This window comes from Citrobacter sp. RHB35-C17 (assembly GCF_013816795.1).
Lineage (GTDB): Bacteria > Pseudomonadota > Gammaproteobacteria > Enterobacterales > Enterobacteriaceae > Citrobacter_A > Citrobacter_A amalonaticus.
Genome location: NZ_CP057150.1, coordinates 2,369,041 through 2,395,738, shown reverse-complemented (window position 1 = coordinate 2,395,738; position 26,698 = coordinate 2,369,041). Strand labels below are relative to the sequence as shown.

Below are 26,698 nucleotides of genomic sequence, written 5' to 3'. Positions count from 1 at the left end.
ATGGTGAAAAGTTTGTGTGTCACCCTGGAGCATCTATTCTTAATCTGGGCATGGTTAACTAAACATGACACAATAACGGCCTAATTCGGCTTAATTTTTCGCTAAATCAGGATATTAACTGCCCATGAAGGGTAAATATAAAGCCGTTCTGGCGCTTCTCTTACTCGTGATCCTCGTGCCGTTGACTCTGGTGATGACGCTGGGGTGGTGGGTTCCGACGCTGGCGGGCATCTGGCTGCCAGTTGGAACGCGCATTGCACTGGATGATAGTCCCCGATTCACGCGCCACGGTTTACATATTCCTGAACTTCGCTATCTGGTTGATGATTGCCAGTTGGCCAGGGTCAGTCAGGCCTGGTTGTCGCATCCCAGCCGTTGGCAACTGGATATTGGCACACTGGAACTCGATTCTGCCTGTCTGGCAAAACTGCCGCAAACGGAACAATCTCCCGCGGCGCCGCGCACTCTCGCGGAATGGCAGTCCATGCTGCCCAATACCTGGATCACCATCGACAACGTTATTCTTTCACCCTGGCAGGTGTGGCAGGGCAAACTGAACGTTTCGCTGACCCCTTCGCTCCAGCAACTGCGTTATCAGGGCGATAAAGTGAAGTTTCAGGGGCAGTTGCGCGGTCAGACGCTGACGGTGAGTGAGCTTGATGTCATGGCGTTTGAAGGCCAACCGCCGGTCAAACTGGTTGGTGAGTTCACGATGCCGCTGGTGCCGGATGGACTGCCGGTGAGCGGACACACCGTTGCCACGCTCAGTCTGCCGCAGGAGCCATCGTTGGTCGATGCGGAACTGGAGTGGCGTGAGAATGCCGGGCAGCTCATCGTAATGGCACGGGATAATGCCGATCCGCTGCTTGACCTGCCGTGGGAACTCACGCGTCAGCAGTTAACCATCAGCGACGGACGCTGGTCGTGGCCTTATCAGGGGTTTCCCCTCAGCGGGCGTCTGGGCGTGAAGGTGCAGAACTGGCAGGAAGGCACCGAGAACGCGGTGATCAGCGGACGGTTTAATGTGCTGACCCAGGGGGAGGCGGGGAAAGGGAACGCCGTGCTTTCGTTTGGGCCGGGAAAACTGAGCATGGACAACAGCGCGATGCCGCTGCAACTGACTGGCGAAGCCAAGCAGGATGATCTGATTTTCTATGCCAGATTACCTGCCCGGTTGACCGGCAGCCTGACCGATCCGGAGCTGGCGTTTGAACCTGGCGCGCTGCTGCGCTCGCGCGGACGGGTCATCGACTCACTGGATATTGACGAAATTCGCTGGCCGCTGGCGGGCGTGAAGGTCACGCAGCGTGGCGTGGACGGACGATTGCAGGCGATTCTGCGCGCCCATGAGAATCAGATGGGGGATTTTGTTCTGCATCTGGACGGGCTGGCGAATGATTTTCTGCCCGATGCGGGGCGCTGGCAGTGGCGCTACTGGGGCGAGGGCAGTTTCACCCCGATGCACGCGAAATGGGATGTGGTAGGCAAAGGTGAATGGCATGACAACACCATCACGCTGACCGATTTGTCTACGGGATTTGACCAGCTTCAGTACGGCACCATGAAGGTTGAAACACCCCGTTTAATCATGGATAAACCGGTCGAATGGGTGCGTGATGCGGCACATCCCCGGTTCAGTGGGGCGCTCTCGTTCGATGCCGGAGAAACCCATTTCTCCGGCGGCAGCGTTTTGCCGCCCTCAACGCTCAAGTTCAGCGTGGAGGGGCGCGATCCAACTTTTTTCCAGTTCAAAGGCGATTTGCATGCCGGGGCGATCGGCCCCGTGCGGTTAAACGGTCGTTGGGATGGCTTACGTTTACGTGGTCAGGCCTGGTGGCCAAAACAGTCACTGGAGGTGTTCCAGCCGCTGGTGCCGCCAGAGTGGAAAATGAAATTACGTGAGGGCGAACTGTATGCCCAGGTGGCGTTTTCGGCAGCGGCAGAACAAGGATTCGAGGCCGGTGGTCACGGCGTCTTGAAAGGCGGCAGCGCCTGGATGCCGGATAACCAGATCAACGGCGTCGATTTTGTATTGCCGTTCCGCTTTAGTGAGGGCGCGTGGCAACTGGGCACGCGCGGACCGGTGTCGCTACGCATTGCCGAAGTCGTCAACCAGGTGACTGCTACCAATATCACCGCCGATCTGGAAGGCGCTTATCCGTGGAGTGAAGCCGATCCGCTGCTACTGACTGACGTGAATGTGGATGTGTTGGGCGGTAAGGTTTCCATGCAACAACTGCGAATGCCGCAGCACGATCCGGCGCTGGTGCGGGTGCAAAATATCTCCTCAAGCGAACTTATCAGCGCAGTAAATCCGAAACAGTTTGCCATATCCGGGCCGGTGAGCGGTGCGCTCCCTCTGTGGCTGAACGATGAGAAATGGATTATCAAAGATGGCTGGTTAACCAATCCGGGTCCGATGACGCTGCGCATCGATAAAGACACCGCCGATGCGGTGGTAAAAGACAACATGGCAGCAGGGGCGGCCATCAACTGGTTGCGGTATATGGAGATTGCCCATTCATGGACCAAAATCAATCTGGACAATCTGGGCGTATTGACGATGCAGGCGCAAATTCGTGGCAACAGCCATGTGGATGGCAAGGTCGGTACGGTGAATCTCAACTATACCCACGAAGAGAATGTCTTTACGCTGTGGCGCAGTCTGCGCTTTGGCGACAATCTCCAGGCATGGCTTGAACAAAACGCGGCGCTGCCGGAAAAAACCTGTCAACAAGGCAAGGAATGTGAGGAACCCCAATGAAAACAATGATAGCCGTGCTGGCGCTTCTCCCGCTGTGGTTCGTAACGGGCTGCACGCCGCGCATTGAAGTCGCGGCGCCAAAAGAGCCCATCACCATTAATATGAACGTCAAAATTGAGCATGAGATTCATATCAAAGTGGATAAGGACGTTGAAAGCCTGCTCAAATCCCGCAGCGACTTGTTCTGAGGTGATGATGAAAAGAACCTTTATTCTGGCGGCGCTCATTCTGAGTTTGCTGAGTGGCAGTGCCTTTGCGCTGACGTTAAATGAGGCCAGAACCCAGGGCCGGGTCGGTGAAACGTTCAATGGTTATCTGGTGGCGCTGAAACAGGATGCGCAGACGCTGGCGTTGGTCAATGAAATCAACAAAGCACGCAGCGCCAGCTACCAACAGTTGGCCGAGAGTCATAACATCCCGGTCGATGAAGTGGCGAAAATGGCCGGACAGAAACTGGTCGAGCGGGCGAAACCAGGAGAATATGTCCAGGGCATTAACGGGAAGTGGTTGCGGAAATAATCATTCCACATTGCCGTCTGCGGTTTTTCCTTTTTGTTGGGTGACGCGTAATAATTTGCAGGGTAAGTTTCTATACTCTGTTTTCTTACGCGCTATTCAGCAGAAGGGGCAGTTATGGCAAGTCACGGCATCACAGAAACGTTTACTCTCGGTTCCCGGCAGGTCAAACGCATAGGGTATGGGGCGATGCAACTGGCGGGGCCTGGGGTTTTTGGTCCACCGCGCGATCGTCATGTTGCCTTGACGGTGCTTCGGGAAGCGATCGCGCTGGGCGTCAATCATATTGATACCAGCGATTTTTACGGTCCGCACGTTACCAATCAAATCATTCGCGAAGCGTTGCATCCTTATCCGGACGATCTGGTGATTGTCACGAAAATCGGTGCCCGCCGTGGAGACGATGCCTCCTGGCTACCGGCATTCTCGCCAGCGGAACTCAGGCAGGCGGTTCACGATAATCTGCGCAATCTGGGTCTGGATGTACTGGATGTCGTTAACTTACGCATTATGCTGGGCGAGGGGCACGGCCCGCATGAAGGTTCCATTGAAGAGAGTTTCAGCGTGCTGGCTGAGCTTCAGCAGCAGGGGCTGGTCAGACACATCGGTCTGAGCAATGTGACTGCCAGCCAGGTGGCGCAAGCGCGCAGTATCGCAGAGGTGGTCTGTGTGCAAAATGAGTACAATATCGCCCATCGTCAGGATGATGCGCTGATCGACGCGCTGGCGGAAGACGGCATTGCTTACGTTCCCTTTTTTCCGCTGGGCGGGTTTACGCCGCTACAGTCTTCAACGCTCTCCGACGTGGCCGCAAGCCTGAATGCAACGCCAATGCAGGTTGCGCTGGCATGGTTGCTCCATCGCTCACCGAATATTTTGCTGATACCGGGTACCTCTTCAGTGACGCATCTGCATGAAAACATGGCGGCAGGGGATCTGACACTTTCAGCGGAAGTGCTGGCGACCCTGGACAGTATTGCGCAAAAGGCATAAGGTGGAGGTTGACCATGACTGAAAAACGAAATGCACAATGTCACTGCGGGGCTGTCAAATTTACCGTTCAACTTAGCGATGGGTTTAATACCATCCGGCGTTGTAACTGTTCATTTTGTCGGATGCGCGGTGCGGTGGTTGTTTCTGCGCCGTTGATGGGGATAACGGTTCTCTCAGGGCAGGATAAACTGACGGAGTATCGTTTCAATACCGGCACAGCAAGGCACTTTTTCTGTTCAGTGTGTGGGATTTACACTTTCCACCAGCGACGTTCCAGTCCGGATCAGTATGGCGTGAACGTGGCATGCATTGAGAATGTGTCGCCGTTTGATTTTGCCTGCGTGGAAGTCACTGACGGGGTGAATCATCCGAGTGATGGTGCGAGTAATGGCGTGGTGGGATATTTGCGTTATCAGGCGAAGTGATAAAAAAACCTCCCGCCGGAGCGGGAGGGGGAGAACTTACGCTGCAACCACGCTATCGATGGCGGCTTTGGCGTCAGACTGCGCTTTAGACGCTACTTCCGGGCCGTAGGCAATCCCTTCTGCGAACACGAAGTTCACATCGGTGATGCCGATAAAGCCGAGGAAGACTTTCAGGTACGGCGCAATCAGGTCAGTTGGGGTGTCTTTGTGGATACCGCCACGGCTGGAAAGGATCACTGCACGTTTACCGGTCACCAGACCTTCCGGCCCTTTCTCGGTGTAGCGGAACGTCACGCCAGCACGTGCAATCAGATCGAAATAGTTTTTCAGCTGCGTCGGGATGTTAAAGTTGTACATCGGCGCCGCGATAACGATCACATCGTGTGCTTTCAGTTCAGCGATCAGTTCATCAGAGAGCGCCAGTGCGTCCTGTTGACGAGGCGTCAACGGCGCGTCGCTCGGGCGCAGGGCACCCACCAGTTCGCCATCCAGTACCGGGATCGGATTAGCAGCCAGGTCACGAACGGTGATTTCGTCAGCAGAGTGCTTTTCACGCCACTGTTCAACAAAATAATCAGACAACTGACCAGACTGAGAGTACCCTGCCAGAATACTGGATTTGAGAACTAATACCTTGCTCATGGGTGTTTCCTTATAGGTGTTTGAATGGGCTGTGCCCCGTTGCTTGTTGACACTTTATTCACAATCCTGTCGCAGAGAAAGCGCAATATATCGAATCCTATGTTCGAATTTATTGAACAACACACAAAATGTGCTGATGTGGTACTCTATACCTATCATTTAGAAGAGATTTAACCAGGCAGTGCTCTGCCTTTTAACGCTATGACAGAACAAGAAAAATTATCCTTTCATGCCTTACAGCAGCAGTTAGATTCATTAATGCTGCGCGATCGGCAGCGCTTTTCGCGCCGCCTGCACGGTGTGAAGAAGGTTAAAAATCCTGATGCACAACAAGCCATTTACCAGGAGATGGCGAAAGAGATTGAACAGGCAGCAGGTAAAGTTGTGCTACGTGAAGCGGCGCGACCAGAGATTACTTACCCGGAAAACCTGCCCGTCAGTCAGAAAAAACAGGCGATCCTCGACGCCGTTCGCGACCATCAGGTGGTGATCGTGGCCGGGGAAACCGGCTCGGGGAAAACCACTCAGCTCCCGAAAATCTGTATGGAACTGGGGCGTGGGGTGAAAGGGCTGATTGGCCACACCCAGCCGCGTCGTCTGGCGGCGCGAACGGTGGCGAACCGTATCGCGGAAGAGCTGCAGACAGAGCCGGGCGGGTGCATTGGTTATAAGGTGCGCTTTAACGATCACGTCAGCGATAACACGATGGTGAAGCTGATGACCGACGGTATCCTGCTGGCGGAAATTCAGCAGGACCGTCTGCTGATGCAGTATGACACCATCATTATCGATGAAGCGCACGAACGCAGCCTGAATATCGATTTTCTGCTCGGCTATCTGAAAGAACTGCTGCCGCGCCGTCCGGATCTGAAAATTATCATCACCTCCGCGACCATCGATCCGGAGCGTTTTTCGAAGCATTTCAACAATGCGCCGATTATTGAAGTGTCTGGGCGCACCTTTCCGGTGGAAGTCCGCTATCGACCGATCGTCGAAGAGGCCGATGACACCGAACGCGACCAGTTGCAGGCCATTTTCGATGCGGTAGATGAGCTGGGGCGTGAAAGCCCCGGCGACATCCTGATCTTCATGAGCGGTGAGCGCGAGATCCGCGATACCGCCGACGCACTGAATAAACTCAACCTGCGCCATACGGAAGTGTTGCCTCTGTATGCGCGACTGTCGAATAGCGAACAGAACCGTGTCTTCCAGTCGCACAGCGGGCGGCGCATTGTGCTGGCGACCAACGTGGCGGAAACCTCGCTGACGGTACCGGGGATCAAGTATGTGATCGACCCTGGTACGGCGCGTATCAGCCGCTACAGCTACCGCACCAAAGTACAGCGTTTGCCGATCGAGCCCGTATCGCAGGCCTCCGCCAACCAGCGTAAAGGGCGCTGCGGTCGTGTATCCGAAGGCATCTGCATTCGTCTTTATTCTGAAGATGATTTCCTGTCGCGTCCGGAGTTTACCGACCCGGAGATTCTGCGCACCAACCTGGCGTCGGTCATTTTGCAGATGACGGCGCTGGGGCTGGGCGATATCGCCGCGTTCCCGTTTGTCGAAGCGCCGGATAAGCGCAACATTCAGGACGGCGTGCGTTTGCTGGAAGAGTTGGGTGCGATTACCACTGATGAACAGGCGACGGCCTATAAACTGACGCCGTTGGGGCGCCAGTTGAGCCAGTTGCCGGTGGATCCGCGCCTGGCGCGCATGGTGCTGGAAGCGCAAAAACATGGCTGCGTGCGCGAGGCGATGATCATTACCTCGGCGCTGTCGATTCAGGATCCGCGCGAACGCCCGATGGACAAACAGCAGGCGTCTGATGAAAAACACCGTCGCTTCCACGATAAAGAGTCCGATTTCCTTGCCTTTGTGAATCTGTGGAATTACCTCGGCGAACAGCAAAAAGCGCTGTCGTCCAACGCGTTTCGTCGCCTGTGCCGGACCGACTATCTGAACTATCTGCGCGTGCGTGAGTGGCAGGATATCTACACCCAACTGCGTCAGGTGGTAAAAGAGCTGGGTATTCCGGTGAACAGCGAACCGGCGGAATACCGCGAGATCCATATTGCGCTACTGACCGGGCTGTTGTCGCATATTGGCATGAAAGATGCCGATAAGCAGGAATATACCGGCGCGCGTAATGCCCGTTTTTCGATTTTCCCCGGTTCCGGCTTGTTCAAGAAGCCGCCGAAGTGGGCAATGGTCGCGGAGCTGGTGGAAACCAGCCGTCTGTGGGGGCGCATTGCAGCACGCATCGATCCCGAGTGGGTGGAACCGGTCGCTCAGCATCTGATTAAACGCTCGTACAGTGAACCGCACTGGGAGCGGGCGCAGGGCGCGGTGATGGCGACGGAAAAGGTGACCGTCTACGGTCTGCCGATCGTCGCAGCGCGTAAGGTGAACTACAGCCAGATTGATCCTGCGCTGTGCCGTGAACTGTTTATCCGCCATGCGCTGGTGGAGGGCGACTGGCAGACGCGTCATGCTTTCTTCCGCGAAAACCTCAAACTGCGTGCCGAAGTGGAAGAACTGGAGCATAAATCGCGTCGCCGTGACATTCTGGTGGACGACGAGACGCTGTTCGAGTTCTACGACCAGCGCATCAGCCATGATGTCATTTCTGCCCGTCACTTTGATAACTGGTGGAAGAAGACCAGTCGCGAGACGCCGGACCTGCTCAATTTTGAAAAGAGCATGTTGATCAAAGAGGGCGCGGACAACATCAGCAAGCTGGATTACCCGAACTTCTGGCATCAGGGCTCGCTGAAACTGCGGTTGAGCTATCAGTTTGAACCGGGGGCGGATGCGGACGGGGTGACGGTACATATTCCGCTGCCGTTGTTGAATCAGGTCGACGAAAATGGTTTTGAATGGCAGATCCCGGGCTTACGTCGCGAACTGGTGATTGCGCTGATTAAATCGCTGCCGAAGCCGGTGCGGCGTAACTTTGTTCCGGCCCCAAACTATGCCGAGGCGTTTTTAGGCCGCGTGACGCCACTGGAGCTGCCGCTACTGGACGCGCTGGAGCGTGAGCTGCGTCGGATGACAGGCGTGACGGTTGACCGCGAGGACTGGCACTGGGATCAGGTGCCCGATCATCTGAAAATCACCTTCCGGGTGGTGGATGATAAAAACAAGAAGCTGGAGGAAGGGCGCTCGCTACAGGAGCTAAAAGACCGGCTGAAAGGAAAAGTGCAGGAGACGCTCTCGGCGGTGGCCGATGATGGCATTGAACAGAGCGGGTTGCACATCTGGAGTTTTGGGCAACTGCCGGAAAGCTACGAGCAAAAACGTGGCAATTACAAAGTCAAAGCGTGGCCTGCGCTGGTGGATGAGCGCGACAGCGTGGCGATCAAACTGTTTGATAATCCGCTGGAGCAACAGCAGGCGATGTGGTCTGGCTTACGCCGTTTGTTGCTGTTGAACATCCCGTCGCCGATCAAATATCTGCACGAGAAGCTGCCGAATAAAGCCAAGCTGGGTCTGTACTTCAACCCGTACGGCAAAGTGCTGGAGCTGATTGACGACTGCATTTCCTGCGGCGTGGATAAGCTGATTGATGCTAACGGTGGTCCGGTCTGGACGGAAGAGGGTTTTGCCGCGCTGCATGAGAAGGTTCGTGCCGAGCTGAATGAGACGGTTGTGGAGATTGCGAAGCAGGTCGAACAGATCCTGACCGCCGTCTTTAATATCAATAAACGCCTGAAGGGGCGCGTGGACATGACGATGGCGTTGGGGCTTTCCGACATCAAAGCGCAGATGGGCGGACTGGTGTATCGCGGATTTGTCACCGGCAACGGCTTCCGTCGTCTTGGCGATACGCTGCGTTACTTGCAGGCGATTGAAAAACGTCTTGAGAAACTGGCGATTGATCCCCATCGCGATCGCGCGCAAATGCTGAAAGTCGAAAGCGTACAGCAGGCCTGGCAGCAGTGGTTCAACAAGCTGCCGCCGGCGCGACGCGAAGACGAGGAGGTGAAAGCGATCCGCTGGATGATTGAGGAGCTACGGGTTAGCTATTTTGCTCAACAGCTGGGAACGCCGTATCCCATTTCGGATAAACGTATCCTGCAGGCGATGGAGCAGATTAGCGGGTAATTCAGTACCGGATGGCAATATATTGTCCGTAGGCCCGACAAGCGCAGCGCCATCGGACGCAGGTGAGACGTTCGAGTCTGTACCGTATTGTTACAGAAGCGGCCAGAGGATCTGGCCGCGAAGAGATTACAATTCGTTAGGCTGAGCGTTGATCGCCGGGCTACGTTTCACCCGACTGGCAAAGAAAATGGCAACCAGGGATATCGCCACGGTGGTAAGCAGATACCACGCCACGGGCACCCAGTCGCCGTCATATTTCGCCAGCAACCCGGTAGCGATGAGGGGAGCGGTACCGCCCGCCAGCGCTGCGCCAATCTGGTAACCGAGGGTGATGCCGGTGTAGCGAACGTTAGCGCTGAAAATTTCCGAGCACAGCGTCCCCAGCACGGCGGTGACCGGTGCCCACAGCACGCCGAACATCACGATGGTCGCCAGCATAATGCCCCAGGTGGTGCCGGTATTCAGCAGCAGGAACCATGGCACGATAAACAGGCCAAGCAGGGCGACGCTGATGGCATACATCCGTTTGCGGCCAATTTTGTCCGACAGCAGCCCCATCAGCGGGATCATCACCGTAGCAATCAGTGCACCCACGGTGACGGCTTCCAGCACCTGGGACTTCTGATAACTCAGTGTGCTGGTGGCATAGCTGACCACAAAGGTCGAGAAAATATAGAACGGCGCGGTTTCCACCACCTTCAAACCTGCGGCAATCAGCACTTCACGCCAGTGATGAGTCAGCGTATCGCGCAGCGGTGCTTTGGCAACCTGACCCGTCGCTTTGACCTTTTTGAAGTCTGGCGTTTCATCGATATCCCGACGGATCCACAGTCCTAACAGCACCAGCACGGAGCTCAGCAGGAAGGGAATACGCCAGCCCCAGGAGAGGAAATCTTCCTCGCTAAACAGGGTCATCAGCGAGACGATAAACGTCGCCATCAGCATGCCAATAGTCACGCCCGCCTGCGGAATACTGCCGAAGAAGCCTTTGCGTTTTTCCGGCGCGTATTCATAGGCCAGCAGGAGTGCGCCACCCCATTCGCCACCAATGCCCATCCCCTGAATGATGCGCATCAGGATAAGCAGAATGGGGGCCCAGATACCGATCATCTCATAGGTGGGCAGTAGACCAATCATCACCGTCGCGCCGCCCATCAGGGAAAGCGTCAGCACCAGCGTTTTCTTACGCCCGATGCGATCGCCGATGTGGGCGAAAATTACCCCGCCAATCGGGCGAATAAAAAAGGTCAACGAGAAGGAGAGGTACGAGAGGATCAGACCGATTACCGGGTCAACCATTGGGAAGAAAATCTTGTTAAACACCAGCGCTGCCGCGGTGCCATACAGAAAGTAATCGAACCACTCAATCGCACTGCCGGTCAGACTGGCGACAAGTACCTTCTTATTTTTCTTCAGAATAACCGTACTGCTTTCATGGGTCGTCATTAACTGTAAACCTCCGCCAGAGAACAAAAAAGGTGTCACCTGGCAGTGCGGCAGGTGCAACCTGTTACGTTAAAAGGTTGTGAAATTGTTAATCAAACTAGGTGTGTTAGTAACATTTAACAAGAGGAGGCACGCCGTAATGGGCTAAAAAGAGAGCATTTTGCCAGAATGATTTTCTGTAATTGCAGAATAAATGACGTTAATCGTTCATATTCTGATAATTAAACAGGATAATGTGCAGGTGCAACCGCCCGATTTTTAGACGTTTTGTGTTATTTCACTGAGATGACAAAAAAAGCGTCGAAATATCAATCATCAGCCTTTCAGAGAGATCTACTGTTTATTCAGCGTGGGTGCGGTACTCTGCTGAAATAAGAGGAGGAGCTTAATGATGCAACCGTTCCCGAGACTTTCCGCCACCACCCTTGAGGCGATCAATACGGTGGGGCAGTGGCTGGCGCAGGATGATTTCTGCGGCGGGCCTGCTTACCCGGCAGACTGTGTGGTACTGGCGGGCAATGCCGTCATCCCGACAATTGACGCGGCCTGCCAGATAGCCCAACAGCAAGAGGTTCCGCTGCTGATCGCTGGTGGGATTGGTCACTCCACGACCTTCCTGTATGCCGCCGTTGCCCAACATCCCCGTTACAACACGATCCAGACGACCGGACGCGCCGAAGCCGCCATCCTGGCGGATATTGCCCGGCAGTTCTGGCACATTCCCGCAGACAAAATCTGGCTGGAAGATCAGTCAACTAACTGCGGAGAGAACGCCCGTTTTAGCGCGCAAATGATCGCGCAGGCCGCAACACCGATTAACACGGCCATTGTGGTACAGGATCCTACGATGCAACGGCGTACCGTAGCGACCTTTCGCCGGGTAACCCGTGACGATCCGGACGCACCGCGCTGGTTGAGCCATCCGGGATTTACGCCTGTTTTGTGTCAGCAGGAGGACGATATTGTATTTGCTAATGACCCTGGCGGCCTGTGGAGCATCGATCGCTATTTAGCGCTGGTGGTGGGCGAAATCCCGCGCTTGCGCAATGATGACACCGGCTATGGACCTCGGGGGCGTGACTTCATTGTGCATGTGGATTTTCCGCCGGAGGTCGAGGCCGCGTGGCAGATCCTGCAACAGGATGCGGCGCTGAATGAGGCGATGAACCACCGTTCGTTACGCTAACACCTGCCCGTTTGGGAGTGTTTTCTCTCAAACGGGCAAAACAAAAATGCCTGCGTTTTCGTTCTCCCCAGCCTGACCCCTCTCTTTTATGAAGCAGTTCACAGAATCACGACACCAGCCGGGATCGCTGAGGCATGATTGATGTTTATTAACAATAGTTTCACTTGTTAAAAACAATTCAATCACAGGAGTAGCGCATGTCAGTACCCGTACAACATCCTATGTATATCGATGGACAGTTTGTGACCTGGCACGAGGATGCCTGGATTGATGTCATCAACCCGGCGACGGAAGAGGTGATTTCGCGTATTCCTGATGGTCGTGCAGAAGACGCGCGCAAAGCCATTGCAGCGGCGGACCGTGCGCAGGCTGAGTGGGAAGCGCTGCCAGCGATCGTTCGTGCCGGTTGGCTGCGCAAAATTGCCGCCGGGATCCGTGAACGTGCTGGCGAAATCAGTGCCTTAATTGTGGCTGAAGGAGGAAAAATTCAGCAACTGGCCGAGGTGGAAGTCTCTTTTACTGCCGACTATCTTGACTATATGGCGGAGTGGGCTCGTCGTTATGAAGGCGAAATACTGCAAAGCGATCGTCCTGGCGAGAATATCTTGCTGTTTAAGCGCGCGCTGGGGGTTACCACCGGGATCCTGCCGTGGAATTTCCCGTTCTTCCTGATCGCCCGTAAGCTGGCTCCGGCCCTGTTGACCGGGAACACCATCGTGATTAAACCCAGCGAATTCACGCCCAATAACGCGATTGCGTTTGCCAAAATTGTTGATGAGATTGGTCTGCCGCGTGGTGTGTTTAACCTGGTGCTGGGGCGTGGTGAAACCGTCGGCCAGGAACTGGCCGGTAACCCGAAAGTGGCGATGGTCAGCATGACCGGCAGCGTGGCAGCAGGTGAAAAGATTATGGCGACTGCGGCGAAAAATATCACCAAAGTGTGCCTGGAGTTGGGTGGCAAGGCGCCAGCGATTGTGATGGATGATGCCGATCTTGAACTGGCGGTCAAAGCGATTGTGGATTCCCGGGTCATCAATACCGGACAGGTTTGTAACTGCGCGGAGCGTGTCTACGTACAAAAAGGGATTTATGACCTGTTCGTGAACCGCCTGGGCGAAGCCCTGAAAGCGGTACAGTTCGGGAATCCAGGCGAGCGTAACGATATCGCCATTGGGCCGCTTATCAATGCCGCGGCCCTGCAACGTGTGGAGCAGAAAGTGGCGAGGGCGGTACAGGAGGGGGCGCGGGTGGCGCTCGGCGGCAAAGCCGTTGAGGGCAAAGGTTACTTCTATCCGCCAACATTGCTGTTGGATGTTCGCCAGGAGATGGCCATCATGCACGAAGAGACCTTTGGCCCTGTGCTGCCTGTGGTGGTCTTCAACACGCTGGAGGAGGCTATCGCGATGGCTAATGACAGTGATTACGGCCTGACATCGTCTATTTATACGCAGAATCTCAACGTCGCGATGAAAGCCATTAAAGGGCTGAAGTTTGGTGAGACTTATATTAATCGCGAGAACTTTGAAGCAATGCAGGGCTTCCACGCGGGATGGCGTAAGTCGGGGATTGGCGGCGCAGACGGCAAGCACGGGCTGAACGAGTATCTGCAAACCCAGGTGGTTTATTTGCAGTCCTGATCGGCAAAGCAGGGCGGAGGTTTCACTCCGCCTTTACGCTTAAAGTTTGACGAACTTATCAAGGGTACGGATCAGTTGCGTCACGAATCCGTATTCGTTGTCGTACCAGGCTACTGTTTTTACCAGTTGCAGATCACCCACCTCGGTAATTTCGGTCTGGGTGGCATCAAACACAGAACCAAAGTGCGAACCGATAACGTCTGAGGAGACAATTTCTTCATCGGTATAGCCAAAAGATTCATTGTTGTGCGTGGCTTTCTTCAGCGCGTTGTTAACCTCTTCCGCCGTCACTTTCTTAGCCAGAATCGACACCAGTTCAGTGACAGAACCGGTTTTCACCGGCACGCGCTGAGCATGACCTTTCAGCTTGCCGCTGAGATCCGGAATAACGAGACCAATTGCTTTTGCCGCGCCCGTGGTATGCGGAATGATGTTTTCAGCGGCCGCACGCGATGCGCGCAGATCTTTGCCACGCGGACCGTCCACCAGCGACTGCGTGCCGGTGTAGGCGTGAATGGTGGTCATGGTGCCCACTTTAATACCAAAATTGTCGTGCAGCGCTTTCGCCATCGGTGCCAGGCAGTTGGTGGTGCAGGAAGCCACCGAAACAATCACATCACTGGCATTCAGCGTGTCATCGTTAACGTTGTAGACAATGGTCTTCATATCGCCAGCCGGCGCAGAGATCAGCACTTTTTTCGCGCCAGCATCGATATGCGCCTGAGACTTTTCAGTTGAGGTATAAAAGCCGGTGCATTCAATAATGACTTCCGCTCCTTTCGCTTTCCACGGGATATTCTTGGCGTCTTTTTCTGCATAAACCGCGATCGTTTTCCCGTCAACAATCAGCGCGTCTTCGGTAAAGTCCACGCTCCAGGGGAACGGACCATAGTTAGAGTCATGCTTTAGCAGATAGGCAAGGATTTTAGGGGAGGTGAGGTCGTTGATCGCGACCACATCAACATCGCTTTTGACTTCGAGTAACCGACGCAACACCAGGCGACCAATACGACCAAAACCGTTAATGCCAATTTTACTCATGATTAACTCCTGTGAGGATGTAGCGGACATTCTTTTTTCCCTACCAGGCATAGTCCAGGATGCCGGGGTGAGCAATCGCACATCTTGCCGTTAACCCTAACTGTCTGAAATGCGGCGTAGAAAAGTTAATGAATTTTTAAGGAAAGATCGCTATGTTGTCGCTTTATTGTTTTTTACTCAGGAAGTGTTATGGGCAATAAGTACTCAAGCCTGCAAATTGGCATCCACTGGCTGGTCTTTTTACTGGTGATTGTCGCTTACTGTGCGATGGAGTTTCGGGGCTTTTTTCCTCGCAGCGATCGTCCCCTCATTAATATGATTCACGTTTCTAGTGGGATAGCGATTCTGGTGCTGATGGTGGCGCGTCTGCTGATCAGGCTGAAATATCCGGCTCCTCCCATCGTGCCCAAACCGAAGCCAATGATGACCGGACTGGCGCATCTTGGGCACCTGGTGATTTATCTGCTGTTCATCGCGCTGCCATTGATCGGCATGGTGATGATGTACAACCGTGGTAATCCGTGGATGGCCTTTGGTCTGGTGATGCCGCACGCGGCAGAAGGGAACTTTGACCTGGTGGATACGCTGAAATCCTGGCACATCACGCTGGCCAATCTGGGCTATTTTGTGATTGCGTTGCATGCCGCCGCCGCGCTACTGCACCACTATTTCTGGAAGGACAACACGCTGCTGCGCATGATGCCGCGTAAACGCTAGCGTGACTATACAGGCGCGGGGAGCGCTTCCCGCGCCTCTATTCTGCGCGCGACTTTGCAAAGTTTAGCGGTAATAGGCAATGACCTGTATCACGGTACTGACCGGCCCAGGAATTTCGTCACCGGAGGTACGAATAGCGCGCGCCGCCATTTCGATGTTGTTACCAGACTCCCTGCTTTTATTCTTGTCAGCCTGCCAATATCGTCTCATTTATTCATTAATAGAGGTATAATGAATTAATTTTTAACGATGTCATTACAATATTAAACATGAGGATAATCTATATTAAAATCCCCCCGCATTAACAATATTTACGAAATTATTTTTAGTTGGATACTTTACTGTGTCACTTTTGCAACCATCTTTTTACCGCGATAGACTTTCTCTGCTATCCTTGTGGCATGTGTACGTAGGTTGGTAAAAATAAAAAATGAAGAGCACATTCAATCCAGTAGAGATGGCGGGGCCCATAAGCACGCGCGTTGAATCGCCCTATTTGACGATATTGTTGGATACACTTGATTCGCACCTGCGCTATCAGCAGTGTCCTGTTGGTAAGCGCATTACCATCAGCGCCGCTCACCAGCCTGATTGTTATATTATTCGTAAAGGGGCGCTCTCACTTTACCGGCAGCCCGATGATATTCTTATCGAACTTATCGAAGCCCCGACACTACGTGGGATCATCCCGGTACATGAGTACTCCCGATCAATACATATCCTTCGCGTTATTGAACCGGCTGAAATCGCCACGTTGAATAAAGAGGATTTATACGCGCTGCTGACAGAACACAACCTGTGGGAACCCTATGCCAGACATCTGCAACTGATCGCCAGCATGGCCGCAGAGGTACTGTTTAAGCTCGTCTCACCCACCGTATTTGAGCAGGTTCGCTATCAGCTTTTTGAGCTCATGAGCAAACCGCAAACACTGAGAGAGTCGATTACCGCCGAGAATTATATCCGCGGAAAAACCAGGCTTTCTCGTTCCGCAGTGATGAACGTGCTCTCGGCATTAAAAGCCGGAGGCTACATTACAATACTGAATGGGCATCTGAAGGAAATAAAACATATTCCAGCGCAGTTTTAGATATCTGCAAAATTGATATTTCTGGCATGAGATAAATCTACATAACCTAAATTAAAACAGGGCTAAAGTATGGTTTTCGCCGGTGATAAACGAAAGGCACATAGGTAAACCCGCCTTTAAAGGCTGAAACAGTGAAATTTAACGCTCACTAAATAGAAAACGCTTTTTTTTCCTCCTGCGATTAAAACTCTGATAGTATACCCCCCTATAGTATTAAGGAGGCCTATGCCGCATTCACCTGAAGATAAAAAACGTATTCTGACTCGCGTCCGACGCATTCGGGGGCAGGTGGATGCCCTGGAGCGTGCGCTGGAATCTGGCGAACCTTGCCTGGCTATCCTGCAACAAATCGCTGCGGTCCGCGGTGCGTCCAACGGTTTAATGGGCGAAATGGTTGAGATCCACCTGAAAGATGAGCTGGTGAGTGGTGAAACTACTCCTGACCAGCGCGCCGTGCGTATGGCTGAAATCGGCCACCTTCTTCGCGCTTATCTAAAATAAACCTATCACCTCGCAATAAAGGGAAGAGACAGATGAAATCACGTGCAGCAGTCGCGTTTGGCCCCGGTCAGCCGCTCAAAATTGTTGAGATTGACGTCGCAGCGCCGAAAAAAGGCGAAGTTCTGGTTAAAATTACCCACACCGGCGTTTGCCACACTGACGCGTTTACGCTGTCTGGTGACGATCCAGAAGGTGTGTTCCCGGCGGTACTGGGACATGAAGGCGGCGGTGTAGTGGTCGATGTCGGCGAAGGCGTGACCAGTCTGAAGCCGGGCGACCATGTTATCCCGCTGTATACCGCCGAATGCGGAGAGTGCAAATTCTGTAAATCCGGGAAGACCAACCTCTGTCAGGCCGTGCGCGCCACTCAGGGAAAAGGTCTGATGCCGGATGGCACCACTCGTTTTTCTTACAATGGCGAACCAATCTATCACTACATGGGTACCAGTACCTTCAGCGAATACACCGTATGTGCGGAAATCTCACTGGCGAAAGTCAACCCGCAAGCCCCGCTGGATAAGGTTTGTCTGCTGGGGTGTGGCGTCACTACGGGCATAGGTGCCGTGCATAACACCGCGAAAGTCAAAGAGGGCGATACCGTTGTCGTGTTTGGCCTTGGCGGGATCGGCCTGGCGGTGATTCAGGGCGCTGTACAGGCGAAAGCGGGGCGTATTATTGCTGTCGATACCAACCCGGAAAAATTCAAACTGGCGGCTGAAATGGGCGCAACCGACTTCATTAATCCGAAAGATTATGACAAACCGATCCAGGAGGTGATTGTTGAGCTCACCGACGGTGGTGTCGACTTTAGCTTCGAATGTATCGGTAACGTCGACGTGATGCGTGCGGCGCTGGAATGCTGCCATAAAGGATGGGGCGAGAGCATCATCATTGGTGTTGCCGGGGCGGGCCAGGAAATTAAAACTCGCCCGTTCCAGCTGGTGACAGGCCGGGTCTGGCGTGGTTCCGCGTTTGGCGGCGTCAAAGGGCGCACCCAGTTACCGGGCATGGTGGAAGAGGCAATGGCCGGGAAAATCCAGTTGGATCCGTTCATTACCCATCGTTTGCCGCTGGAGCAAATCAACGACGCGTTTGACCTGATGCACGAAGGTAAATCCATCCGTACCGTTATCCATTTTGGCGATAACTGATTCATCCGCCAGCGGAAATCACCGCTGGCGCTTTCCATTTTTTAACATAAATGTTGTCAAACTGTGACGAAAACGGCGCTTTTCCCGGTAAGTAAAATTCGCGGAATGCCGATGACTATCTTACGGGCGCGTATTACGCATTAATCCTACAAGAGAGTCGACGGTCATGGACAACACATCATCGATGCAAGCACCACATAAGCTGGGCTTTCTGCATCACATCAGGCTGGTTCCGCTGTTTTCCTCCATTCTCGGTGGCATCCTTTTACTGTTCGCGCTGAGCTCCGGTCTGGCGGGCTACTTTCTCATGCAGGCTGACCGCGATCAGCGGGATGTGACGGATGAGATCCAGGTCCGCATGGGATTATCGAACAGTTCGAACCACCTGCGTACCGCGCGAATCAACATGATTCATGCCGGCGCGGCGAGCCGAATTGCTGAAATGGATGACATGAAAGCCAACATTGCGGCGGCGGAAAAGCGTATTAAGCAGTCTGAAGAAGGGTTTACTATTTACATGGCGCGCAAGGTGAAAACCCCTGCGGATGAAGCGTTGGATGGCGAACTGGAGAGCAGTTTCAAAGCCTATATTGCGGGAATGCAACCGATGCTCAAGTACGCCAGAAACGGTATGTTTGAAGCGATCATCAACCACGAAAGCGAACACGCAAGACAACTGGATGCCAGTTACAATAAGGTCCTGTTGAAGGCGATTGAACTGCGCATGGCGCGGGCTAACCAGTTAAGCGAACAGGCTCATCAGCGCACCCAACTGGGCATGATATTCATGATTGGCGCTTTTGGTCTGGCACTGGTGCTGACGCTGATGACGTTTATTGTTCTGCGTCGTACCGTCATTCAGCCGTTGCAGCATGCCGCGCAGCGTATTGAGCAAATTGCCGCCGGTGATCTCACCATGCAGGATGAACCTACCGGGCGTAGCGAGATTGGGCGACTGAGCCGCCACCTGCAACAAATGCAGCGTTCGCTGGTGCAAACGGTCGGTTCGGTGCGTCAGGGGGCAGAAGAGATTTATCGCGGTACCAGCGAAATCTCGGCGGGCAATACCGATTTGTCGTCACGCACCGAAGAACAGGCGGCGGCGATCGAACAGACGGCGGCCAGCATGGAAGAGTTGACCGCGACGGTGAAGCAAAACGCCGATAACGCACACCACGCCAGCAAACTGGCGGAAGACGCGTCCGGCAAAGCCAGCCGTGGCGGGCAGATGGTTTCCGGCGTGGTCCAGACGATGGGCAATATTTCGACCAGTTCGAAGAAAATCTCTGAGATCACAGCGGTTATCAACAGCATCGCTTTCCAGACCAATATTCTGGCGCTGAACGCTGCGGTTGAAGCCGCGCGTGCCGGCGAGCAAGGACGTGGATTCGCCGTGGTCGCCAGTGAGGTCCGCACGCTGGCCAGCCGCAGTGCCCAGGCAGCGAAAGAGATTGAGGGGCTTATCAGCGAATCCGTCCGTCTCATCGATCAAGGTTCTGGTGAAGTGGTCGCGGCGGGGAACACGATGACCGACATCGTGGAGGCGGTAAAACGCGTCACCGATATCATGCTGGAAATCGCCGCGGCGTCGGACGAGCAGAGCCGCGGGATCGTGCAGGTCAGCCAGGCCATCTCTGAGATGGACAAAGTGACTCAGCAGAACGCTTCGCTGGTGGAAGAGGCCTCTGCGGCAGCGGCGTCGCTGGAAGAGCAGGCGGCACGACTGACTGAGGCGGTGGGGACGTTTCGCTTACAGGGTGGACCCACGAGCAAGCGCGTACCGACAACAAACACCCCCGTTCAGCCTCTGACACAGCCGGTTACCGATCACGGGGATAACTGGGAAACCTTCTAAGCGCCATTACCGGATGAGGCGAAAAGGCGTCTCATCCGGCCTGTTATAACGGCATCGATTTACGGATAGCGGCAATTAAGCGTTGCGCGCCGGAAGAGAGCGGTGAATCCACACGGGTGAGAATACCGATCGGCTCGCCTGCGCCCTGTGTGGGCACGGGTAGCGAAACCAGCGTCGCCTGGCGCAAATCCTCTTTCACCGCGCCAGAGGGCACAAACCAGACGTAGTTATAATCAACCGTTAACTGGCGCGACAGCGAGGCGGAGAGCGTCTCAATGCAGCCGGTTGGCATCTTACAACCCTGGCTTTGCAACAGCGTCTCGGCATTTTGCCGTGGTACTGTGCCTTTGGGCGAAACAACCACGGGCCACTCCATCACGCGACTCAGCGTCACGTTTTCCTGCAATAGTGGGTGATTCGGACGCACGACCAGCTTTAATGACTCGAGAAACAGCAGCTCATAATTAAGGCCGCTCATCAATTCCGGATCGGACATCCGGCCAATGCCGATGTCGAGCTCGCCGGATTTCAGGCCCGCCAGCAGCATGGTATTGTTCATCGTTGCCACCTGCAGCGTGGTCTCTTTTTGCTGCTGATGAAACTGACCGATGACCGACGGAAGAATACCCAGCGCGGCGGTCGGTAGCGCGCCTATTCTTACCACATCATTGTTAAGACCTTCTTTACGGTTCAGCGCCTGCCCGGCGGTGTTGAGCGCATCTAGCACTTTCACCGCATGGGTTAAGAACTGCTCGCCAGGTAACGTCAGTTGCGCCCCGAGCCGTCCGCGCTCAAAGAGGCGGGTGCCGGTCAGTTGCTCCAGTTCGTTAAGCGTTTTGGAAAGCGCAGGCTGGCTGAGGTTAAGGGTTTCGGCTGCGCGCCCCAGGGTTCCTTGTTGAGCGACAGCGACAAATGTATGAAGATGGCGCAATCGGATGCGCTGACTGAACAGACTATTTTTTTCCATAAGCGATGTTAAGAACAGAGCGATGCCGGTGACAAGTAAAGTTGTTTGTTTTTGATAACTTGATTGCAAAATATTATTAACATTTAACTTATTTAAGTAACAGCACTTTCTCTTCGGAGGCGAAAATGATCCATGTCGTAGGCCACCTGAATCCGGACAGTGACGCCATTTGCACCGCTTTTATGGCTGCCCGCTGGTTGAACATGCGCGGACGTCAGGCCTCGGCCTGGCGCCTGGGTGAACCCAATCGCGAAACCCAATTTCTGTTTGAGCGTGCGGGGCTGGACATGCCGCCGTTACTGACGATGCCGCTGACAGACCTCGACGTCTGGCTGGTGGATTTCACCGAGCCAGCGCAGGGACCGGAAACCCTTATGGCGAGCAATATCGTGGGTATTATCGATCATCACCGTCTGGGTGGACTGGTGACCCGTTTGCCGCCAGAAGTGTGGATAAAGCCGGTGGGCAGCAGCGCCACGCTGCTATGGCAACTGATGAGTCCGGAGGACAGGGCGCAGATAACGTCTGCGCAGGCGCTATTACTATTGGGTGCAATATTGAGTGACACTGTCACGCTTCGCTCGCCAACCACCACGGCGGATGACCGTCAGGCCGTTGAAGCACTGACAACGCGTGCCGGGGTTGAGCTGGCGGCGTTCAGCGCTGACCTGCTGAGTGCTAAAACCAGCGTCGAAGGATTAAGTGCCAGTGAACTGCTGCAAAAAGATATCAAGCGTTTCACCATCAAGGGTCAGCAGGTGAGCGTTGCGCAGATCGAACTGTATGCATTGAGCCAGGTCGCTGACGTGATGGATGCCCTGCGTCAAGAGATGGCCGATTATGCGACCCGCAGCGGGGCGGATTTGGTGGTGCTGATGTTGACGGATATCAACGCTGGCAATTCGCAACTCTGGTTTGCCGGCCCGCGTCAACTGGAACTGGCACAACCGGTGACGGTTGAGGGAATGTTGAGCCGCAAGAAACAGATGCTGCCGTGGCTCGAAAGCCATGTTGCGAAAATAGACCAGGCCTGACAAAACGGGCTGAGAGATTCAGCCCGTTCTCTTCATCAGACGTCGAAAAAGACGGTTTCGTTTTCTCCCTGCAGGTGAATATCGAAGATATAGACGATCTCGCTACCACGCTGTTCGCGGCGGGCAATCAGGGTCTGACGGCGAACTTCCCATTCGATCAGATTGAGCACCGGATCGCGCTGATTGGCTTCTTGCTCATCCGCAAAATAGAGACGGGTGTTCAGGCCAATGTTGATGCCGCGCGCGACGATCCACAGATTAACGTGGGGGGCCATCAGACGGCCATCGCGTCCCACAACACAGCCCGGCTTAATGGTATCGAACCGCCACACGCCGCTGTCGAAGTCTGAACAGGTTCGTCCCCAGCCGCGAAAGTCCGCGTCGAGCGGCTTATCTTCCTGACGGTCAGCCGGATGGTTGTAGCGTCCATGGGCGTTGGCCTGCCAGATCTCCAGCAGCACATCGCGCACCGGCGTACCGGAACCATCAATTACCCGCCCCTCGATCACAATACGTTCGCCTTCGGTATGGCTATTGGTCAGCGTGGAGCTGAAGTTTTTCTCAAAGATGTGAAATCCAGCGGCGTCAGGCGCAAGCCCAATGTGCACATACGGTCCCGCCGTCTGCGAGGCGGTTTCCTGCAAATACTCTTTCATTGCGCGCCTCCCTGAGTGCGGTTTTCAAACAACGTAGCGCGCTGTCCGCGAAGTACGAGGTCAAAACGATATGCCAGGCAGTCGAGCGGTACGGCGGCGTGGGTATCCAGTTCGGCAATCAATGTGCGGATCGCATCATCGTTATTGATAGTTTTCACAATTGGGCACTGTTTGATCAACGGGTCGCCTTCAAAATACATTTGCGTAATCAACCGTTGGGCAAAGGCCTCGCCGGAGAGTGAAAAGTGAATATGCGAGGGACGCCAGTCACTGACCTGATTGCGCCACGGGTAAGGGCCGGGTTTGATGGTACGGAAAAAGTAATAGCCGTTCTCATCGGTTAATACCCGTCCGCAGCCGCCAAAATTAGGATCAATCGGCGCGAGATACTGGTCTTTTTTATGACGATAGCGACCACCGGCATTGGCCTGCCAGACTTCGACCAGCGTATTTCTCATTGGGCGGCCAAAACCGTCGCGCACGTAACCGTGGACGATAATCCGTTCGCCAATCGGCAGGCCGTCTTTGGCGTAATTCATAATCAGGTCGTTATCCAGCGGGCCAAGATCGTTGTCGCTGAATACCGGCCCGGTGATTTCAGACAATGAATTCTGCAAAGAGATCAGCGCGTTGCGCGGCGAGCGCAGAACGCTGGTCTTATAGCCGGGGGCGAAGGCGGGCGGATGGCTGTTATAGTCGCGATGGATCACCTCGCGAGAGGACACTTTTTCACGCATAGCGGACTCCGGTACAGGGAAGAGATTTATTGTTTTATGATGACCTGAGGCAGTGTGTGTAAATGCGTTGTTAATTAAAAGTGAATTTATGTCGATTATTTCATAACCAGTGGCTATACCATGGCGCAAGGACTGATGCAGAGCGAATTCAGGTGAGATCACACTTTGTAAATTCTTCTCCCCAGAGTGAATGGTGTTTCCTACACTCCAGGTAACATTCACTGGAGGCATGACATTATGGCGAACACCATCACGGCAGATGAGATTCGGGAACATTTTTCGCAGGCAATGTCAGCAATGTACCAGCAGGAAGTTCCGCAATACGGCACGTTACTGGAACTTGTGGCTGACGTGAATCTGGCAGTTCTCGAAAATAACCCCACGCTGCATGAAAAACTGGCCAATGCAGATGAACTGGCGCGCCTCAACGTGGAGCGTCATGGCGCAATTCGTGTCGGAACGGCAGACGAACTGTCCACGCTGCGACGCATGTTTGCGATCATGGGGATGTTTCCGGTCAGCTATTACGATCTCTCTCAGGCCGGGGTGCCGGTACATTCAACGGCATTTCGTCCCATTGACGATGCATCGCTGTCGCGAAATCCGTTTCGCGTCTTTACCTCCTTACTGCGACTTGAACTGATTGAAAACGCGTCGCTCCGCCAGCGTGCGGCGGAGATCCTCGCGCAGCGCGATATCTTTACGCCACGCTGTCGCGAACTGCTCGACGTCTGGGAGAGTCAGAAGGGGTTTAACGCGACGCAGGCTCGCGAGTTCGTGAAAGAAGCGCTGGAAACGTTTCGCTGGCATCGCCACGCCACCGTGGATGAAAAAACCTATCATGCGCTGCATAACGAACATCGCCTGATCGCCGATGTGGTCTGTTTCCCGGGCTGTCACATTAATCATCTGACACCCAGAACGCTGGATATCGACCGGGTGCAGTCGATGATGCCGGAATGCGGCATTGAACCGAAAGTCCTTATCGAAGGCCCGCCGCGCCGTGAGGTGCCGATTCTGCTGCGCCAGACCAGCTTCAAAGCGCTGGAAGAACCTGTGCTGTTTGCGGGCGAAATGCAGGGGACACACACGGCCCGCTTCGGCGAGATTGAACAACGCGGCGTGGCGCTGACGATAAAAGGGCGTCAGCTATACGATGAATTACTGCGCCATGCCGGTACCGGGAAAGACAACCTGACGCATCAACTGCATTTGCAGGAGGTGTTTAACGCGTTTCCGGACAGCGAATTCCTGCTGCGCCAACAGGGACTGGCCTGGTTCCGCTATCGTCTGACGCCGTCAGGCGAAGCGCACCGCAATGCGATTCATCCTGGCGACGATCCGCAACCGCACATTGAACGTGGCTGGGTGCAGGCGCAGCCCATCACCTATGAAGATTTCCTGCCAGTCAGCGCGGCGGGGATTTTTCAGTCGAATCTCGGTAACGAAACGCAGGCGCGCAGTCATGGCAATGCCAGCCGCGAGGCCTTTGAACAGGCGCTGGGGTGTCCGGTGTTTGACGAGTTTGTGTTGTATCAGGAAGCGGAAGAACGCAGCAAACGGCGTTGCGGCCTGCTTTAATCCAGGTATCCTGTAGGGATCTGCGATTAACGGGTAAATATGGACATGATCAAACCTGGTATTCCACTGATTCAAACTGTACAGGGACAGCTAATGGGTGTCGTCCAGGACGACATCCACCTTTGGCGCGGTATTCCTTACGCCGCGCCACCAACGGGGAAATGGCGTTGGCGCGCGCCGCAGCCGGTTACTCCCTGGTCCGGGATTCGTGACGCCAATACCTTCTCCAGCGCCAGCTGGCAGGACATTGAGTACTGCAAAGAGTTGGGCGGCGGCGATCCCGGCGCATTTTCTGAAGACTGTCTCTATCTCAACGTCTGGTCTCCGGCGGAACGTCATCAGCCGCTTCCGGTGATGGTCTGGCTGCACGGCGGCGGCTACACCATTGGCGCGGGTAGTCTGCCGCCTTATGACGGCGTTGCGCTGGCAAAGCGCAACGTGGTTGTCGTGACCGTCAACTATCGTCTCGGTCACCTCGGCTTTTTTGCTCATCCGGCACTGGAAGGCGAAGAGGGCGAGGCTCTCAATAACTTTGCTTTGCTCGACCAGATAGCGGCGCTGCGCTGGGTACAGGAAAACATCGCTGCGTTCGGCGGCGATCCGCAAAACGTGACGCTGTTTGGTGAGTCGGCCGGGGCGCGCAGCGTACTCTCGCTGCTGGCTTCGCCGCGCGGAAAAGGGTTGTTTCATAAAGCGATTGTGCAGAGCGGCTACACGTTGCCGGACACGCCTCGTGAAATCGCGCTGGAAAACGGCGTTGCGCTGGCTGAACACTTTGGTTTGCAGAATGCAACGGCGGAACAGCTACGCGCGATTCCGGCCGAAGCCTTCTGGCCGTTGGGCGCACCGTACAAAATTGCGCCAACACCTGTCTCTGGCGATGCGGTACTTCCGGAGCCGATGCTGGACGTCTTTTTCGCCGCCAGACAGCACCCGATGCCGGTGATGATTGGTTCTAACAGCGATGAAGCCAGCGTGATGGCGGTTTTCGGCGTCGATCTTGCCGAACAAATTCAGAAACTGCGTCGTGAACGCAGGCTGGGACTCGGCCTGATTAAGCTACTGTATCCGGGCGTGAAGGGCGATGAAGAACTGGGACGGCAGGTGTGTCGGGATATGGCGTTTACGGCATTAGGCTACGTGGTGATGCAGGCGCAACAGCGGGTCGGCGAGCCTTGCTGGCGGTACTGGTTTGATTACGTTGCGGAATCGGAGCATCACACCTATGCCAACGGCGCCTGGCATGGCAACGAAGTGCCTTACGTGTTTAATACTCTAACGCTCGCTGAACCTTCACGAAATTATGTGAACGAAAACGATCTCGCCTTTGCTGTCCACGTTGCGGATTACTGGGTCAATTTTGCCCGTCATGCCAGTCGGAGTTGCGATGTTCTACACGGACCGGTCCGTTGGCCGGCCTGTATTCAGGGCCGCGATCGGTTGTTACGTATTGGGCTGAATAAGTTTGCTGGTTTTAAGGTGGAGAACTGGTTTATGCGGGCGCGACTTGCGCTCTTTAAACGGGTGATGACCCAGCACGTCAGTCTCGATTAGCTTTGCAAAAGTTGAAAGTTTGCGCGGGGAACTTTACGTGGGAATCAGGCTGTTCCCATCGACACAAAATATTTTCCATTTTGTTCAGATAATCTGCGGCC

The 26,698-nt window shown here is 54.5% G+C and carries 23 protein-coding genes; 16 read left to right on the top strand and 7 right to left on the bottom strand.

Annotated features, from left to right (window positions below; all coding sequences use genetic code 11):
* The first annotated feature begins 124 nt into the window (after positions 1-124).
* The 5 genes from HVZ37_RS11315 to HVZ37_RS11295 all read left to right on the top strand — a co-directional run bounded on the left by HVZ37_RS11315 (position 125) and on the right by HVZ37_RS11295 (position 4,698).
* Complete coding sequence (locus tag HVZ37_RS11315) at positions 125-2,764, top strand: YdbH family protein (RefSeq protein ID WP_181627514.1); 2,640 nt, start codon at positions 125-127, stop codon at positions 2,762-2,764.
* Entirely contained in the window at positions 2,761-2,952 is a 192-nt protein-coding gene (locus HVZ37_RS11310) for a YnbE family lipoprotein (RefSeq protein WP_043000609.1), read from the top strand. The genes HVZ37_RS11315 and HVZ37_RS11310 overlap by 4 nt, the downstream gene beginning before the upstream one ends.
* 7 nt (positions 2,953-2,959) lie before the next feature.
* A complete protein-coding gene (locus HVZ37_RS11305) occupies positions 2,960-3,283 on the top strand; it encodes a YdbL family protein (RefSeq protein WP_044267120.1) in 324 nt (107 codons plus the stop codon).
* Positions 3,284-3,397: 114 nt separating this feature from the next.
* Complete coding sequence (locus HVZ37_RS11300) at positions 3,398-4,273, top strand: aldo/keto reductase family oxidoreductase (protein ID WP_043000611.1); 876 nt, start codon at positions 3,398-3,400, stop codon at positions 4,271-4,273.
* Positions 4,274-4,287: 14 nt separating this feature from the next.
* Positions 4,288-4,698, top strand: coding sequence for a GFA family protein (locus tag HVZ37_RS11295; protein ID WP_043000612.1), 411 nt, complete (start codon positions 4,288-4,290; stop codon positions 4,696-4,698).
* Between the two features lie 36 nt (positions 4,699-4,734).
* Here HVZ37_RS11295 and azoR read toward each other — a convergent pair whose 3' ends face one another.
* Positions 4,735-5,340 carry an FMN-dependent NADH-azoreductase gene (gene azoR / locus HVZ37_RS11290; RefSeq protein ID WP_043000613.1) on the bottom strand — a complete coding sequence of 202 codons (606 nt, stop codon included), beginning with the start codon at positions 5,338-5,340 and terminating at the stop codon, positions 4,735-4,737.
* Between the two features lie 201 nt (positions 5,341-5,541).
* On the opposite strand from azoR, the gene hrpA reads away from it, so the two are divergent.
* The gene (hrpA, locus tag HVZ37_RS11285; RefSeq protein WP_181627513.1) at positions 5,542-9,444 is read left to right on the top strand and encodes an ATP-dependent RNA helicase HrpA; all 3,903 of its coding nucleotides are present in this window, start codon (positions 5,542-5,544) and stop codon (positions 9,442-9,444) included.
* A 126-nt stretch (positions 9,445-9,570) separates the two neighbouring features.
* Here the strand turns inward: hrpA and HVZ37_RS11280 are convergent, their stop codons facing one another.
* The gene (locus HVZ37_RS11280) at positions 9,571-10,890 is read right to left on the bottom strand and encodes an MFS transporter (RefSeq protein WP_043000615.1); all 1,320 of its coding nucleotides are present in this window, start codon (positions 10,888-10,890) and stop codon (positions 9,571-9,573) included.
* Positions 10,891-11,281: 391 nt separating this feature from the next.
* Between HVZ37_RS11280 and HVZ37_RS11275 the strand changes: the two genes are divergently transcribed.
* Together HVZ37_RS11275 and aldA are read left to right on the top strand one after the other, a co-directional pair.
* Positions 11,282-12,076 (top strand): YdcF family protein, encoded by a 795-nt coding sequence (locus tag HVZ37_RS11275; protein WP_044257960.1) that lies wholly within the window; start codon positions 11,282-11,284, stop codon positions 12,074-12,076.
* Between the two features lie 197 nt (positions 12,077-12,273).
* On the top strand, positions 12,274-13,713 hold the full coding sequence (gene aldA / locus HVZ37_RS11270) for an aldehyde dehydrogenase (protein ID WP_181627512.1): 1,440 nt from the start codon (positions 12,274-12,276) through the stop codon (positions 13,711-13,713).
* Positions 13,714-13,752: 39 nt separating this feature from the next.
* Here the strand turns inward: aldA and gap are convergent, their stop codons facing one another.
* On the bottom strand, positions 13,753-14,754 hold the full coding sequence (gene gap, locus HVZ37_RS11265; RefSeq protein WP_054176214.1) for a type I glyceraldehyde-3-phosphate dehydrogenase: 1,002 nt from the start codon (positions 14,752-14,754) through the stop codon (positions 13,753-13,755).
* A 189-nt stretch (positions 14,755-14,943) separates the two neighbouring features.
* Between gap and cybB the strand changes: the two genes are divergently transcribed.
* Entirely contained in the window at positions 14,944-15,471 is a 528-nt protein-coding gene (gene cybB, locus HVZ37_RS11260; protein WP_043000618.1) for a cytochrome b561, read from the top strand.
* A 63-nt stretch (positions 15,472-15,534) separates the two neighbouring features.
* On the opposite strand, the gene HVZ37_RS11255 is transcribed toward cybB, so the two are convergent.
* The gene (locus HVZ37_RS11255) at positions 15,535-15,681 is read right to left on the bottom strand and encodes a hypothetical protein (protein WP_155985533.1); all 147 of its coding nucleotides are present in this window, start codon (positions 15,679-15,681) and stop codon (positions 15,535-15,537) included.
* Between the two features lie 298 nt (positions 15,682-15,979).
* On the opposite strand from HVZ37_RS11255, the gene HVZ37_RS11250 reads away from it, so the two are divergent.
* From HVZ37_RS11250 to HVZ37_RS11235, 4 genes are all read left to right on the top strand, one after another.
* Entirely contained in the window at positions 15,980-16,561 is a 582-nt protein-coding gene (locus HVZ37_RS11250) for a helix-turn-helix domain-containing protein (protein WP_181627511.1), read from the top strand.
* Positions 16,562-16,786: 225 nt separating this feature from the next.
* The gene (locus HVZ37_RS11245; protein WP_003833178.1) at positions 16,787-17,062 is read left to right on the top strand and encodes a metal/formaldehyde-sensitive transcriptional repressor; all 276 of its coding nucleotides are present in this window, start codon (positions 16,787-16,789) and stop codon (positions 17,060-17,062) included.
* Between the two features lie 32 nt (positions 17,063-17,094).
* Positions 17,095-18,213 carry an S-(hydroxymethyl)glutathione dehydrogenase/class III alcohol dehydrogenase gene (locus HVZ37_RS11240; RefSeq protein ID WP_181627510.1) on the top strand — a complete coding sequence of 373 codons (1,119 nt, stop codon included), beginning with the start codon at positions 17,095-17,097 and terminating at the stop codon, positions 18,211-18,213.
* A gap of 166 nt (positions 18,214-18,379) precedes the next feature.
* Positions 18,380-20,068: a methyl-accepting chemotaxis protein gene (locus tag HVZ37_RS11235; protein WP_044257852.1), complete on the top strand. Its 1,689-nt coding sequence runs from the start codon at positions 18,380-18,382 to the stop codon at positions 20,066-20,068.
* 43 nt (positions 20,069-20,111) lie between these two features.
* Here the strand turns inward: HVZ37_RS11235 and HVZ37_RS11230 are convergent, their stop codons facing one another.
* Positions 20,112-21,035 (bottom strand): LysR substrate-binding domain-containing protein, encoded by a 924-nt coding sequence (locus tag HVZ37_RS11230; RefSeq protein ID WP_043000621.1) that lies wholly within the window; start codon positions 21,033-21,035, stop codon positions 20,112-20,114.
* 125 nt (positions 21,036-21,160) lie between these two features.
* Between HVZ37_RS11230 and HVZ37_RS11225 the strand changes: the two genes are divergently transcribed.
* On the top strand, positions 21,161-22,069 hold the full coding sequence (locus tag HVZ37_RS11225; protein WP_043000622.1) for a manganese-dependent inorganic pyrophosphatase: 909 nt from the start codon (positions 21,161-21,163) through the stop codon (positions 22,067-22,069).
* A 35-nt stretch (positions 22,070-22,104) separates the two neighbouring features.
* On the opposite strand, the gene pcaG is transcribed toward HVZ37_RS11225, so the two are convergent.
* Both pcaG and pcaH read right to left on the bottom strand, forming a co-directional pair.
* Positions 22,105-22,725 (bottom strand): protocatechuate 3,4-dioxygenase subunit alpha, encoded by a 621-nt coding sequence (gene pcaG, locus HVZ37_RS11220; RefSeq protein ID WP_043000623.1) that lies wholly within the window; start codon positions 22,723-22,725, stop codon positions 22,105-22,107.
* Complete coding sequence (pcaH, locus tag HVZ37_RS11215) at positions 22,722-23,462, bottom strand: protocatechuate 3,4-dioxygenase subunit beta (protein ID WP_043000624.1); 741 nt, start codon at positions 23,460-23,462, stop codon at positions 22,722-22,724. Before pcaH ends, pcaG begins: the two co-directional genes overlap by 4 nt.
* 237 nt (positions 23,463-23,699) lie before the next feature.
* Here pcaH and HVZ37_RS11210 point away from each other — a divergent pair, with 237 nt between their 5' ends.
* Both HVZ37_RS11210 and HVZ37_RS11205 read left to right on the top strand, forming a co-directional pair.
* Entirely contained in the window at positions 23,700-25,043 is a 1,344-nt protein-coding gene (locus HVZ37_RS11210) for a VOC family protein (protein ID WP_044257856.1), read from the top strand.
* Positions 25,044-25,088: 45 nt separating this feature from the next.
* The gene (locus HVZ37_RS11205) at positions 25,089-26,597 is read left to right on the top strand and encodes a carboxylesterase/lipase family protein (RefSeq protein WP_181628479.1); all 1,509 of its coding nucleotides are present in this window, start codon (positions 25,089-25,091) and stop codon (positions 26,595-26,597) included.
* Positions 26,598-26,698: the final 101 nt, after the last annotated feature.